The organism is Burkholderia guangdongensis (genome assembly GCF_013403875.1).
In the GTDB taxonomy this organism is placed as follows: Bacteria; Pseudomonadota; Gammaproteobacteria; order Burkholderiales; family Burkholderiaceae; genus Burkholderia; species Burkholderia guangdongensis.
In genome coordinates, this window is record NZ_JACBNX010000004.1 from 121,081 (window position 1) to 132,777 (window position 11,697).

General features: G+C 69.9%; 12 protein-coding genes. 4 read left to right on the forward strand and 8 right to left on the reverse strand.

What is annotated here, in order from left to right; all coding sequences use genetic code 11:
- Nucleotides 1-4: 4 nt before the first annotated feature.
- The 4 genes from HZI36_RS05460 to cobU all read right to left on the reverse strand — a co-directional run bounded on the left by HZI36_RS05460 (nt 5) and on the right by cobU (nt 3,611).
- Nucleotides 5-931, reverse strand: coding sequence for a cobalamin-binding protein (locus tag HZI36_RS05460; protein ID WP_246326973.1), 927 nt, complete (start codon nt 929-931; stop codon nt 5-7).
- A complete protein-coding gene (gene cobD / locus HZI36_RS05465) occupies nt 928-2,031 on the reverse strand; it encodes a threonine-phosphate decarboxylase CobD (protein ID WP_179401613.1) in 1,104 nt (367 codons plus the stop codon). Before cobD ends, HZI36_RS05460 begins: the two co-directional genes overlap by 4 nt.
- A gap of 84 nt (nt 2,032-2,115) precedes the next feature.
- Entirely contained in the window at nt 2,116-3,063 is a 948-nt protein-coding gene (cbiB, locus tag HZI36_RS05470; RefSeq protein WP_179401614.1) for an adenosylcobinamide-phosphate synthase CbiB, read from the reverse strand.
- A complete protein-coding gene (cobU, locus tag HZI36_RS05475) occupies nt 3,057-3,611 on the reverse strand; it encodes a bifunctional adenosylcobinamide kinase/adenosylcobinamide-phosphate guanylyltransferase (protein ID WP_179401615.1) in 555 nt (184 codons plus the stop codon). Before cobU ends, cbiB begins: the two co-directional genes overlap by 7 nt.
- A 60-nt stretch (nt 3,612-3,671) precedes the next feature.
- On the opposite strand from cobU, the gene HZI36_RS05480 reads away from it, so the two are divergent.
- The 3 genes from HZI36_RS05480 (at nt 3,672) to HZI36_RS05490 (ending at nt 6,891) form a co-directional block, all read left to right on the forward strand.
- Entirely contained in the window at nt 3,672-5,303 is a 1,632-nt protein-coding gene (locus tag HZI36_RS05480) for a cobyric acid synthase (protein ID WP_179401616.1), read from the forward strand.
- A gap of 428 nt (nt 5,304-5,731) precedes the next feature.
- Nucleotides 5,732-6,154 carry a DoxX family protein gene (locus tag HZI36_RS05485; RefSeq protein ID WP_179401617.1) on the forward strand — a complete coding sequence of 141 codons (423 nt, stop codon included), beginning with the start codon at nt 5,732-5,734 and terminating at the stop codon, nt 6,152-6,154.
- Between the two features lie 107 nt (nt 6,155-6,261).
- The gene (locus HZI36_RS05490; protein ID WP_179401618.1) at nt 6,262-6,891 is read left to right on the forward strand and encodes a ParA family protein; all 630 of its coding nucleotides are present in this window, start codon (nt 6,262-6,264) and stop codon (nt 6,889-6,891) included.
- A 48-nt stretch (nt 6,892-6,939) separates the two neighbouring features.
- Here HZI36_RS05490 and panD read toward each other — a convergent pair whose 3' ends face one another.
- The 4 genes from panD to HZI36_RS05510 form a co-directional block, all read right to left on the reverse strand.
- Complete coding sequence (gene panD, locus HZI36_RS05495; RefSeq protein ID WP_179401619.1) at nt 6,940-7,326, reverse strand: aspartate 1-decarboxylase; 387 nt, start codon at nt 7,324-7,326, stop codon at nt 6,940-6,942.
- 34 nt (nt 7,327-7,360) lie between these two features.
- The gene (gene panC, locus HZI36_RS05500) at nt 7,361-8,200 is read right to left on the reverse strand and encodes a pantoate--beta-alanine ligase (protein ID WP_179401620.1); all 840 of its coding nucleotides are present in this window, start codon (nt 8,198-8,200) and stop codon (nt 7,361-7,363) included.
- Between the two features lie 307 nt (nt 8,201-8,507).
- A complete protein-coding gene (locus HZI36_RS05505; RefSeq protein WP_179401621.1) occupies nt 8,508-9,395 on the reverse strand; it encodes a segregation/condensation protein A in 888 nt (295 codons plus the stop codon).
- 17 nt (nt 9,396-9,412) lie between these two features.
- Nucleotides 9,413-9,601, reverse strand: coding sequence for a DUF3460 family protein (locus HZI36_RS05510; protein WP_179401622.1), 189 nt, complete (start codon nt 9,599-9,601; stop codon nt 9,413-9,415).
- Nucleotides 9,602-9,925: 324 nt separating this feature from the next.
- On the opposite strand from HZI36_RS05510, the gene HZI36_RS05515 reads away from it, so the two are divergent.
- Nucleotides 9,926-11,674: an autotransporter assembly complex protein TamA gene (locus HZI36_RS05515; protein WP_179401623.1), complete on the forward strand. Its 1,749-nt coding sequence runs from the start codon at nt 9,926-9,928 to the stop codon at nt 11,672-11,674.
- Nucleotides 11,675-11,697: the final 23 nt, after the last annotated feature.

Below are 11,697 nucleotides of genomic sequence, written 5' to 3' on the forward strand. Positions count from 1 at the left end.
TGGTTCACTTGTTCGTGAGCGGTGCCGGGTGAGCAGGACGCCGTGCGCGCGCGGCGTCGAGATCTGCGCAGAGCGCGGCCGCGCCCTGCGCGATGCGCGGCGCCGGACGCGTGAGCAGATCGCCGTCGATCGAGAACAGATTGCCGCGCGCGACCGCGGTCAGCGCGGGCCATGCGCGCCAGCGCGCGAGGCTCGGCAGCGGCGCGTTCGACGGCGTCGCGCCGCTGCCGGTCGTCACGATCGCTTCGGGATTCGCGGCGAGCACCGCTTCGTCGGACACGGTCGGCACGAGCGGCTGCAGCGACGCGAACACGTTGCGTCCGCCGCACAGCCTGATCACGTCGCTGATCAGATGCGTGCCGTTCAGCGTCATCAGTGGACGGTCCCACACCTGAAAGAACACGGTCACCGGCGGGCGCGACGCGTAGCGCGTGCGCAATGCCGCAATGTCGCGCGAGAACGACGCGGCGGCCGCGTCGGCGGCCGGCCGGGTGCCGAGCAGCGTGCCGAGCCTGTCGAGCGACGTCGCGATGTCGTCGAGATGCGTCGGCTCGCTGAAGAACAGCGGGATGTGCAGCGCCTTCAGCGCGTCGGTTTGCCGCTCGGCGTTCCCGTGCCGCCAGACGACGATCAAATCGGGCTTCAGCGCGGCGATCCGTTCGAGATCGAGCGCCTTGTTGTCGCCGACGCGCGCGATGGCCTGCGCGGCCGGCGGATAGTCGCTGTACGCGACCGTGCCGACGAGCTTCGCGCCGCCGCCGGCCGCGAACACGAGCTCGGTCGCGTGCGGCGCGAGCGTGATGACGCGTTGCGCGGGCGCGGCGAGCGTGATGGTATTGCCGTCGTCGTCGCGTGCGCTGACGGTTGCCTGTGCGATGGCGGGGGCGAGCAGTGTGGCGAGCGCGATCGCGAAGAAGTGTGGCGAATTCAACGTGCATCTCCTTGAAGCGCCGGCACGCACTGCGCAAGCGCGTCCGACAGGCGTTGCCATTCGGGCTCGGCGCCGGGTAACCCGACGCGCACGCTCGACGGGCGCGCGGAATCGTCCACGAAATTGCCCATGAAATTGCCCGCAAGATTGCCCATGAAAAGGCGCGTCCAGATTCCGCGCTCGGCGAGTGCCGCATGCAGCGCGGCCGCGCGAGGATCGTCGGTCCAGCAGAACAGTGGCGTCGCGCGCACCGCGAAGCCGTGGCTACGCAGCAGCGCCGCGAGACGCGCGCCGTCGGCCGTGAGCCGTGCGCGCGTCGTCGCCTGCCACGCGACGTCGGCGAACGCGGCCTCGACCGCGTGACGCGCGGGGCCGGCGACCGTCCACGCGCCGAGTGCGTCGTGCAGCGCGGCGATTTGCTCCGGATGCGCGAGCGTGAAACCCGCGCGGATGCCGGCGAGGCCGAAGAACTTGCCGACCGAGCGCAGCACGACGAGGCCCGCGCGGTGCGTGTGCGCGGCGAGCGAGGTGTGGGATGTGTGCGAAGTGTGAGCGGTGTGCGACGGGGCGAACGCGTCCGCGAACGCTTCGTCGACGATCAGCGTGCCGCCGCGCGCGGTGAGCTGCGCGTGCCAGCCGAGCAGGCGCTCGGGCGCGATCCGCTCGGCGGTCGGATTGTTCGGGCTCCCGACGATCGCATGCGTGAGCGTCGCGGGCAGCGTGTCGGCCGAGACGTCGAGCGTGTCGATGGCGTGGCCGTGCCGCGCGAATGCCGGCGCGTACTCGCCGTACGCGAGCGGCGCGACACCCGCGACGCCGCGCGGCAACAGTGCGGGCAGCGCGCGGATCGCGGCCTGGCTGCCGGCGACCGGCAGCACGTGCGCTGCGTCCGGCGCGCCGTAGTAGCTTGCCGCGCGCGCGGCAAGCCCGTCGCCGTCGTCGGGGAGCCGGCGCCATGCGTCCGCGGGCACCGGCGGCACCGGATAGCCGACCGGATTGATGCCGGTCGACAGATCGAGCCACGCGTCGTGCGGGATGCCATAGCGTCTCGCGGCTTCGTGCAGGTTGCCGCCGTGTGCGATCGGGGGAGGGTGTTTCATGTCAGCCTCCGCCGGGCCGCCCCAAGGCGGCTGACCGCCCCCTCGGGGGGCAGCGAACGCAGTGAGCGTGGGGGGCGTTTCATGTCAGCCATGCTGCGCCCCCAGCACGAGCGCCCCGCACGCGACGAACAGCGCGAGCCACAGCGCGAGCGTGCGCGTGACGAGCGACAGCGCGGCGGCGATGTGCAGCGCCGACGCGTTCGCGCCCGTGCCGAGCGCGGGCCGCTCCTCGATCTCGCCGTGATAGACGGCCGGCCCGCCGAGCCGCACGTTCAGGCTGCCCGCGCCGGCCGCCATCACCGGGCCCGCGTTCGGGCTGTCCCAGTGGCGCGCCTGCGTGCGCCAGCAGCGCCACGCGGCGGCGGTGTCGCCGAGCAGCGCGTAGCTCGCGGCGGTCAGGCGCGCGGGGAGCCAGTTCAGCGCGTCGTCGATTCGCGCGGCGGCCCAGCCGAAGCGCAGGAAGCGCGGCGTCCGGTAGCCCCACGTCGCGTCGAGCGTGTTCGCGAGGCGGAACAGCAGCGCGCCCGGCCCGCCCGCGACGACGAACCAGAACAGCGCGCCGAAGATCGCGTCGTTGCCGTTCTCGAGTGCCGATTCGACGGCCGCGCGCGCGAGCGCGGCCTCATCGGCTTCGGTCGTGTCGCGCGACACGATTCGCGCGGTCAGCGCGCGTGCGGCCGGCAGGTCGTGCCGGCCGAGCGCGGCGGCGATCGGCGCGAGATGATCGGCGAGACTCTGTGCGCCGAGCGCGAACCACAGCAGCGCGACGTGCAGGACCACCGCGAGCGTCGCGGGCAGCGCGGCCGCGAGCCCGTACGCGAGCGCGACCGGCGGCGCGACCGCCGCGAGCCATGCGGCAACGCCGGCCACGCGGCCGCGCCGGCCGGTGTTCAGCGCGGCCTCGATCCGGGCGGCGAGCCGCCCGAAACCGACGAGCGGATGCATGGCCGACGGCGGCTCGCCGAACAGGCGGTCGACGAGCACACCGGCGACCGCGAGCATCGCGACGACCGGCAACGACAGCATCAGCATCGCGCGGGCTCGGCCTTGATCGCGACCGGCAGCCCGGCGACGAGCAGCGTGACGCGCGTCGCGAGCGCGGCGACGCGCTGGTTCAGCCGGCCGAGCTCGTCGACGTAGCGGCGCGTCTGTTCGCCGAGCGGCACGACGCCGAGCCCGATCTCGTTGCTGACGACGATCACTTTCGCGCGCGCGCCGCGCAGCGCCGCATCGAGTGCGTCGACGTGCGCAGCGTATTGCGCGTCGTCGAGCGGCGCGCCGTCGGCCGGGCAGAGCAGATTCGCGAGCCACAGCGTCAGGCAGTCGACGAGCAGGCACACGTGCGGATCGTCGAGCCGCGCGAGGGTGTCGGCGAGTTCGACGGGCGCGTGGGCGTCGCCCCAGCTGGCGGGCCGCCGCGCGCGATGATGCGCGATGCGCCGCGCGAATTCGGCGTCGGCTGCGTGCGCGGTCGCGATGTAGGTGACGGGGCGGCCGCTGTCGGCGGCGAGGCGCTCGGCGTACGCGCTCTTGCCCGAGCGCGCGCCGCCGAGAACGAAGGTGAGATCGTGCGGAATCATCGTGCGATTGTAACGGCGCGGCGATAATGCGGCCTTCGCTTCGACACGCTTTTCCCTCTCATGACGAACGCATCCGACGCGCGGCCGCGCGGCACGCTGATGATCCAGGGCACGACATCCGACGCGGGCAAGAGCACGCTCGTCGCGGGCCTGTGCCGCCTCGCCCGGCGCGCGGGCGCGCGCGTCGCGCCGTTCAAGCCGCAGAACATGGCGCTCAACAGCGCGGTGACCGCCGACGGCGGCGAGATCGGCCGTGCGCAGGCGCTGCAGGCGCTCGCGGCCGGCGTCGCGCCGCATACCGATTTCAACCCGGTGCTGCTGAAGCCGACGAGCGATCGCGGCGCGCAGGTGATCATCCACGGCCGCGCGCGGATGAACCTGAACGCGCGCGCGTATCACGACTACAAGCCAGTCGCGTTCGGCGCGGTGCTCGAATCGTATGCGCGGCTGCGCGCCGCGTACGACACCGTGGTCATCGAAGGCGCGGGCAGCCCGGCCGAGATCAACCTGCGCGACGGCGACATCGCGAACATGGGCTTCGCGGAGCGCGTCGATTGCCCGGTGGTGCTCGTCGCCGACATCGACCGCGGCGGCGTGTTCGCGCATCTGGTCGGCACGCTCGCCTGCCTGTCGGACAGCGAGCGCGCGCGCGTGCGCGGCTTCGTGATCAACCGCTTCCGAGGCGACTTCACGCTGCTCGAACCGGCGCTCGACTGGCTGACCGCGCAGACCGGCAAGCCGGTGTTCGGCGTGCTGCCGTATCTGCACGGGCTCGCGCTCGACGCGGAGGACATGCTGCCCGCGCAGGCCCGCAGCGCGGCTGTGAGCGACGGTGGCGACGGTCGCGACGTGCTGCGCGTCGTCGTGCCGGCGTTGCCGCGGATCAGCAACCACACCGACTTCGATCCGCTGCGCGCGCATCCTCAGGTCGATTTCACGTACTGGAAGAGTGGGCCGGTGCCGGCCGCCGACCTGCTGATCCTGCCCGGATCGAAGAACGTGCAGCGCGACCTCGCGTGGCTGCGCGACGCGGGCTGGGAGCGCATCGTGCAGCGGCATCTGCGTTACGGCGGCAAGCTGATCGGGATCTGCGGCGGGATGCAGATGCTCGGCCGCACGCTCGACGATCCGCTCGGCCTCGAAGGCGCGCCCGGCAGCATGCCCGGGCTCGGGCTGTTCGATTTCGACACGACGCTGCGGCCGGACAAGACGCTGAAGAACGTCGCCGGCCGTCTCGCGCTGCCGGGCGGCGCGGCAGTGAGCGGCTACGAGATCCACATGGGCGACACGCGCGGCCCCGCGCTCGGCTCGCCGGCGCTCGAACTCGCGGAGGGCGGCGCGCACGGTGACGCCGACGCCGACGCCGACGCCGGCACCGGCACCGGCACCAGCACCGGCACCGGCACCGGCACCGGCACCGGCACCGGCACCGGCACCGGCACCAGCGCCGTCGCTCACGAGCGCCGCATGCGCGCCGACGGCGCGCTGTCCGACGACGGCCAGATTCTCGCGACCTACGTGCACGGCCTGTTCGACTCGCCCGACGCATGCGCGGCGCTGCTCGCGTGGGCGGGCCTCGACTCGGCCGAGCGGATCGACTACCCGGCGCTGCGCGACGCGTCGCTTGATCGGCTCGCGGACGCGATGGCCGCGCATCTCGATCTGCCCGCGCTGTATGCGGCGTTCAGCTGAGTTGACACGCCCCCTCGGCCGCGGGCTGATACGCGGCGCTCGCTTTTTTCACCGGGTGACGTACAACGAAGAGGAGTGCAGGGCGGAGGTCCGCCCGCGGGAGCGCGACGATGAAAGCTCGCTGGTGGTGTGCATTGTTGGTGGGATTGCTGGCGTCAGCGTCCGTCTATCCGTGCGACGGGGGCGGAATGAGCAGCGACAGCGGCGGGGCGTCCGGCTCTTCGAGCGCGCCCGCGCAAGGCTCCGGTGGCGGCAGTTACTGACTGCCGACCGGCCGCCCATCGGGGGGCATGATCGGTCATGCTCCCTTTTTTTGCGTCCTATTCATTCTCAATAGGAAATAATTTAAGCGGAATCGCCTGTTTATAAGCGATTGTGGTTCGAATAGAGTGCATGCCATTCCCCATTCACGCATGAAGGATCCCGACATGAACTCGAATCGCCAGAACGAATTCGCCGCCACGCTGCTTCGCGTCGCGCTCGGCGTGCTGTACCTCGCGCACGTCGCGCAGAAGGTCTTCGTCTTCACGCTGCCCGGTGTCGCCGGATTTTTCGCGTCGATCGGCTTGCCGGCGTGGCTCGCGTACGTGACGACCGCGGTCGAGCTCGTCGGCGGGATCGCGCTGCTCGCGGGCTTCCAGGTGCGCGTCGCCGCACTCGTGCTGCTGCCGTTCATGCTCGGCGCGACGTTCGCGCATCTGCCGAACGGCTGGAGCTTCGCGTCGCCGCACGGCGGCTGGGAATATCCGGCGTTCTGGGCGGTCGCGCTCGCGGTGCAGGCGCTGCTCGGCGGCGGCGCGTTCGCGCTCGGCACGAGCGGCGCGGCCGCGCGCCAGCGCCAGGCCGCCTGACTGACCTGCACCGGCGAACGCCATTTGTCCTATCATCGCACCCTGTATCCGCAATTCGGCGGCGTCCGCCCGACGGTCGGCGCCGAGCGGCTTCCTCGGGGGAATTCATGACGGTGATCGTGGTGGCGAATCCGAAGGGCGGCGTCGGCAAAAGCACGCTGTCCACCAATCTGGCCGGTTATTTCGCGGCGCAGGGCGCGTGGGTCGCGCTCGCCGATCTCGATCGGCAGCAGTCGTCGCATGCGTGGCTCGACATCCGCCCGGCGACGCTGCCGAGGATCGAAGCGTGGCCGCTCGAGCCGGACGCGCCGACCAAGCCTCCACGCGGCCTCGAATACGCGATCATCGACACGCCGGCCGGCCTGCACGGCAACCGGCTCAACCTGTCGCTGCAGTTCGCGGACAAGGTGATCGTGCCGCTGCAGCCGTCGATATTCGACATCCTTGCGACCCAGCACTTCCTCGAGCGTCTCGCGAGCGAGAAGGCGGTGCGCAAGGGCGCGGTCGAGGTCGGGATCGTCGGGATGCGCGTCGATGCGCGCACGCGCTCGGCCGAGCAGCTTCACCGGTTCGTCGAAGGGCTGAAGCTGCCGGTGCTCGGCTTCGTCCGCGACACGCAGAACTACGTGCAGCTCGCCGCGCACGGGCTCACGCTGTGGGACGTCGCGAAGAGCCGCGTCGACAAGGATCTCGAGCAGTGGCGCCCGATCCTCGAGTGGGTCGAGCAGAAGAAGTGAGTGAGCGCGCGCTTGCGCACATGCCGCCGCGGGCGCGCGCCGGGCGATTTACGACCAGCTCTGCGTCGGCACGTGATCGCGGCTGCCCTTGATCTTGTTGTTTTCGTCGACGAACACCAGATCCGGCTTCCAGCCGGCCTTCAGCTCCGCCTCGTCGACCACCGCGAACGCCGCGATGATCACCAGATCGCCGAGCTGCGCGCGCCGCGCGGCCGAGCCGTTCAGCGAGATCATCCCGCTGCCGCGCTCGCCCTTGATCGCGTACGTCGAGAAACGCTCGCCGTTGTTGATGTTCCAGATGTCGATCCGCTCGTTCTCGACGATGTTCGCGGCTTCGAGCAGATCCTCGTCGATCGCGCACGAGCCTTCGTAATGAAGCTCGCAGTGCGTGACCGCCACGCGGTGGATTTTCGATTTGAGCATGTTGCGCTGCATGGTGCCTCCTTGATGCGCCGGCGGACGATGGCCGTCAGATTTCGAGATTGTCGATGAGTCGCGTGACGCCGAGCTTCGCGGCGGCGACCACGACGAGCGGCTCGTTCGCTTCGAGCTCGGCGGCGCTCGGCGCGATCAGGTTCGCGCGGCGCCGGATCGAGATGTAGTCGGGCGCCCAGCCGCGCCCCGCGAGATGCTCGCGCGCATGCTGCTCGAGCTTCGCGAGATCGTGCTCGCCGCCGAGCACGGATTCGCGGATGCGCTGCAGCGTCCGCTGGAGCTCGGGCGCCTCCTGCCGCTCGGCGGGCGTCAGATAGCGGTTGCGCGACGACAGCGCGAGGCCGTCGGTGTCGCGCACGGTCTCGGCCGCGACGATGTCGACCGGCAGCGCGAGCTGCTGGCACATCCGGCGCACGATCATCAGCTGCTGGTAGTCCTTCTTGCCGAACACCGCGACGCGCGGCTGCACGCACGACATCAGCTTCGTGACGACCGTGCAGACGCCGGTGAAGAAGCCGGGCCGGAACTCGCCCTCGAGGATCCCGCCGAGGTCGTCCGGCGGCAGCACGCGGTATTCCTGCGGCTCCGGATACATGTCGCGCTCGGTCGGCGCGAACAGCACGTAGACGTTCTCCTTCTGCAGCTTCTCGATGTCGTCCTGCAGCGTGCGCGGATACTTGTCGAAATCCTCGTTCGGGCCGAACTGGAGCCGGTTGACGAAGATGCTCGCGACCACCGGGTCGCCGTGCTGGCGCGCGAGCCGCATCAGCGACAGGTGGCCTTCGTGCAGGTTGCCCATCGTCGGCACGAAGGAGATGCGGTTCTGTCCGCGCAACTGGTCGCGCAGTTCATGGATCGAGCTGATGACTTTCATGATCGGTGTGCGGGTTCCTCGCGCTTGCGCGCGTTGGCGCCGCGGCGGGCGGCGTCGGGTCGAAACAGTAAAACGGCAAAACGGAAAAACTGACAAAACGACCGGGCGCCGCGCGGCGCATCGGACGTCGGCGGATTGTAGAGGATTTGTCCGCGTGGCGCATCGATAAAAGAACGAGCGTTCGCTTTTATCTTTTGTCTTTGGAATGGCTCGCCGAATGGCTTGCCGAAAGGCTCGCCGCAAGGCTTGTCAAAGACTGGCCGAAAGGCCCGGCGGCGCAAGCCGGCACGAGATCGGGCGCGCTGGCTCAGGCCGGCAGATACGCGAGCCGCACGTAGATCGGCGCATACGGCTCGGCCTGCGTGATCTCGACGAGCGATTCGCGCGAGAGCTCGAGCATCGCGATGAAGTTCACGACGACGACGGGCACGCCGCGCGACGTGTCGAACAGGTCCGCGAACTCCATGAACCGCGCGTTCTGCAGCCGGCGCAGGATCAGGCTCATGTGCTCGCGCACCGACAGCTCCTCGCGCGAGATCTTGTGATGCTGGACGAGCTTCGCGCGCTTGAGCACGTCGGCCCACGCGGCGCGCAGATCGTCGGCGTCCACGTCCGGGAAGCGCGGCGCGACGCTCTGCTCGATGTAGACCTCGGCGCGCAGGAAGTCGCGCCCGAGCTGCGGCAACTGGTCGAGGCGCTGCGCCGCGAGCTTCATCTGCTCGTATTCGAGCAGGCGCCGCACGAGTTCCGCGCGCGGATCCTCGGCATCCTCGCCGGTGTCGGCCTTCTTCACCGGCAGCAGCATCCGCGACTTGATCTCGATGAGCATCGCAGCCATCAGCAGATATTCGGCCGCGAGCTCGAGGTTCGACGTGCGGATCTGGTCGACGTAGCCGAGATATTGCGACGTGACTTCCGCCATCGGGATGTCGAGCACGTTGAGGTTCTGCTTGCGGATCAGGTAGAGCAGCAGATCGAGCGGGCCTTCGAACGTCTCGAGAAAGACTTCGAGGGCGTCCGGCGGGATGTACAGATCCTGCGGGAGCTTGAAGAGCGGCTCGCCGTACAGGCGAGCGAACGCGGCGACGCCGTCGACCGTGTCGGGCGTCGAGTCGGTGCCCGCCGGCGCGGCGACCGCGTCTTCCGGTCGGGCCGGGTCGGGCCGCGCGGCGCTGGCCTCGTCGGCGGCGCTCACGGCTGCGCTCGCGTTGCTCAGAAGTTCTGGTAGTAGACGTACGGCGTTTGCTGCACGCGCGATTCCTGCTGGTCGGCGCGCTCTTCGAGGTCGATCGGCTGCTTGTCCCACAACAGCGCGCGGCCGCTGCGCTGCTCGGCCTCGAGCGCCGGCTTCTGCTGCTTGAGCTGGTTGATGAATTGCGTGACGTCGGATTGGTACAGCATGGCTCGTCTTCCGTTTCAGGCGGCGCGCGACGCGCCGGGACAGGGGATGGGCGGGATTTTACCGCAACGCGGGGAACAGCCGGCAGCGATCGTGCGTCGAAACCGCGGGACGGCCATCCCGGGGGCGGTCATCGGCGGGACGGTCATCCGGGGACAGCCATCCGTGTGACGCCCCGCGAATGGCCGCCCCGCGCGTCGTCTTGGGGCCAGTATTGCGCGGCTGTGGTCAAATACAGGGTTTCCATCGATTCCAGCGTCGAGAGGTCATATTTGACAGGGCAGGCGACACACCAGCGTGCGAAGCCGGGCGCCAGCCGACGGGCGATGGCTTCGGCCGTCGGCCGCGCGGCGCGATGCGTGGCCGCCGGCTGCCTCGGCGTGCTCGCCGCGCTGCCCGCGTACGCGAAGTACGGCGTCGCGATCGACGCGCCGCGCCCGATCCGCAAGCTGCTGTCGCAGCATCTCGACATCGCGCGCTTCGCGAAGCGCGACGATGTCAGCGACGATCAATTCGACTTCCTCGTCACCGCGACGCCGCAGCAGGTCCGCGACCTGACCTCGACCGAAGGCTATTTCTCGCCGGTCGTGCGCACCGACGTGCGCACGCGCGACGGCCGCCGCGACGTGACGATCGCCGTCGATCCCGGGCCGCGCACGGTCGTGTCGGCGGTCGATCTCGCGTTCGACGGGCCGATCGGCACCGAGGATCCGAAGCAGGAGGCCGCGACGCGCGGCGCGTTCTCGCTGAAGACCGGCCAGCCGTTCACGCAGTCGGGCTGGGACGACGCGAAGAGCGCCGCGCTCAAGGCATTGCAGGCGCGCCGCTATCTCGGCGCGCGGATCGTCGCGTCCGAGGCGCGCATCGATCCGCGCACGCAGCGCGCGACGCTGTCGGTCCGGTTCGACAGCGGCCCGACGTTCACGATCGGCCCGCTCGACGTGTCCGGCGCGAAGCGCTATCCGCAGCGGATCGTCACGAACGTGAATCCGCTGTCGGTCGGCGAGATCTACGACGTGCGGCGGATCGCCGAGCTGCAGCGGCAGATCCAGAACACGCCGTACTACGCGAGCGTCGCGATCGACGTCGGCGACGACACGACGAAGCCGAACCAGACGCCCGTGCACGTGAAGGTCAGCGAGTTTCCGTTTCACAGCGTGCGCGGCGGGGTCGGCTACTCGACCGACACGGGCCCGCACGTGCAGGGCTCGTATACGTACCTGAACACGTTCGGCGCCGCGTGGCCGCTGACGCTGTCGGGCCGCATCGACCAGATCCAGCGGTACGGGCAGATTCAGCTGTCGATGCCGCCCGGGCCGCGCGCGTGGACCAACAGCGTGCTCGCGTCGTACACGAACACCAACGTCGCCGGCACGACGATCTACAGCACGCGGCTCGGCGTGCAGCGCGCGCGCGCCGGCCAGTTCATCGACTACTCGTATGCGCTGATGTTCTATCAGGACCGGCTCAAGCAGAACGGCGCCGGCCCGACGATGAGCCACGCGCTGGTGCCGCAGTGGGCGTGGACGCGCCGCGACGTCGACGATCCGCTGTTCCCGCGTTCGGGCAACCTGATCCACGCGGAAGCCGGCTTCGCGGTGAAGGGCGCGCTGTCCGAGCAGACTTTCGTGCGCGGCTACGCGCGCGGGCAGCAATATCTGCCACTCGGCAGGAACGACCTGTTCGTGTTCCGCGCGGAGGTCGGTGGCGTGATGACGAGCGGCAGCTCGTCGACCGTGCCGGCATCGCTGCTGTTCCGCGCGGGCGGCTCGAACTCGGTGCGCGGCTACAGCTACCAGAGCATCGGCAATACGGTCGACGGCTCGACGCTGCCGACCAAGTACCTGCTGACCGGTGCGGCCGAATACCAGCACTGGTTCAATCGGGATTGGGGCGCGGCGACGTTCTTCGACATCGGCACCGCGACCGATACATGGGGCGAGAAGGTGTTCTATCCGGGCGTCGGCGTCGGCGCGCGCTGGCGCAGTCCGGTCGGCCCGGTGAACGTCGACGTCGCGTACGGGCTGCGCAACCATAGCGTGCGGCCGTATCTGACGCTCGGGATCGCCTTCTGACCCAACCGAACCCCGAACCGAAT

Bases quoted from the DNA above. Each gene is read 5' to 3' on its own strand.
- cobD (WP_179401613.1), bottom strand. From the start codon at position 2,031: ATGAAACACCCTCCCCCGATCGCACACGGCGGCAACCTGCACGAAGCC.
- cbiB (WP_179401614.1), bottom strand. From the start codon at position 3,063: ATGCTGATGCTGTCGTTGCCGGTCGTCGCGATGCTCGCGGTCGCCGGT.
- cobU (WP_179401615.1), bottom strand. From the start codon at position 3,611: ATGATTCCGCACGATCTCACCTTCGTTCTCGGCGGCGCGCGCTCGGGC.
- HZI36_RS05480 (WP_179401616.1), top strand. From the start codon at position 3,672: ATGACGAACGCATCCGACGCGCGGCCGCGCGGCACGCTGATGATCCAG.
- HZI36_RS05485 (WP_179401617.1), top strand. From the start codon at position 5,732: ATGAACTCGAATCGCCAGAACGAATTCGCCGCCACGCTGCTTCGCGTC.
- HZI36_RS05490 (WP_179401618.1), top strand. From the start codon at position 6,262: ATGACGGTGATCGTGGTGGCGAATCCGAAGGGCGGCGTCGGCAAAAGC.
- panD (WP_179401619.1), bottom strand. From the start codon at position 7,326: ATGCAGCGCAACATGCTCAAATCGAAAATCCACCGCGTGGCGGTCACG.
- panC (WP_179401620.1), bottom strand. From the start codon at position 8,200: ATGAAAGTCATCAGCTCGATCCATGAACTGCGCGACCAGTTGCGCGGA.
- HZI36_RS05510 (WP_179401622.1), bottom strand. From the start codon at position 9,601: ATGCTGTACCAATCCGACGTCACGCAATTCATCAACCAGCTCAAGCAG.
- HZI36_RS05515 (WP_179401623.1), top strand. From the start codon at position 9,926: ATGGCTTCGGCCGTCGGCCGCGCGGCGCGATGCGTGGCCGCCGGCTGC.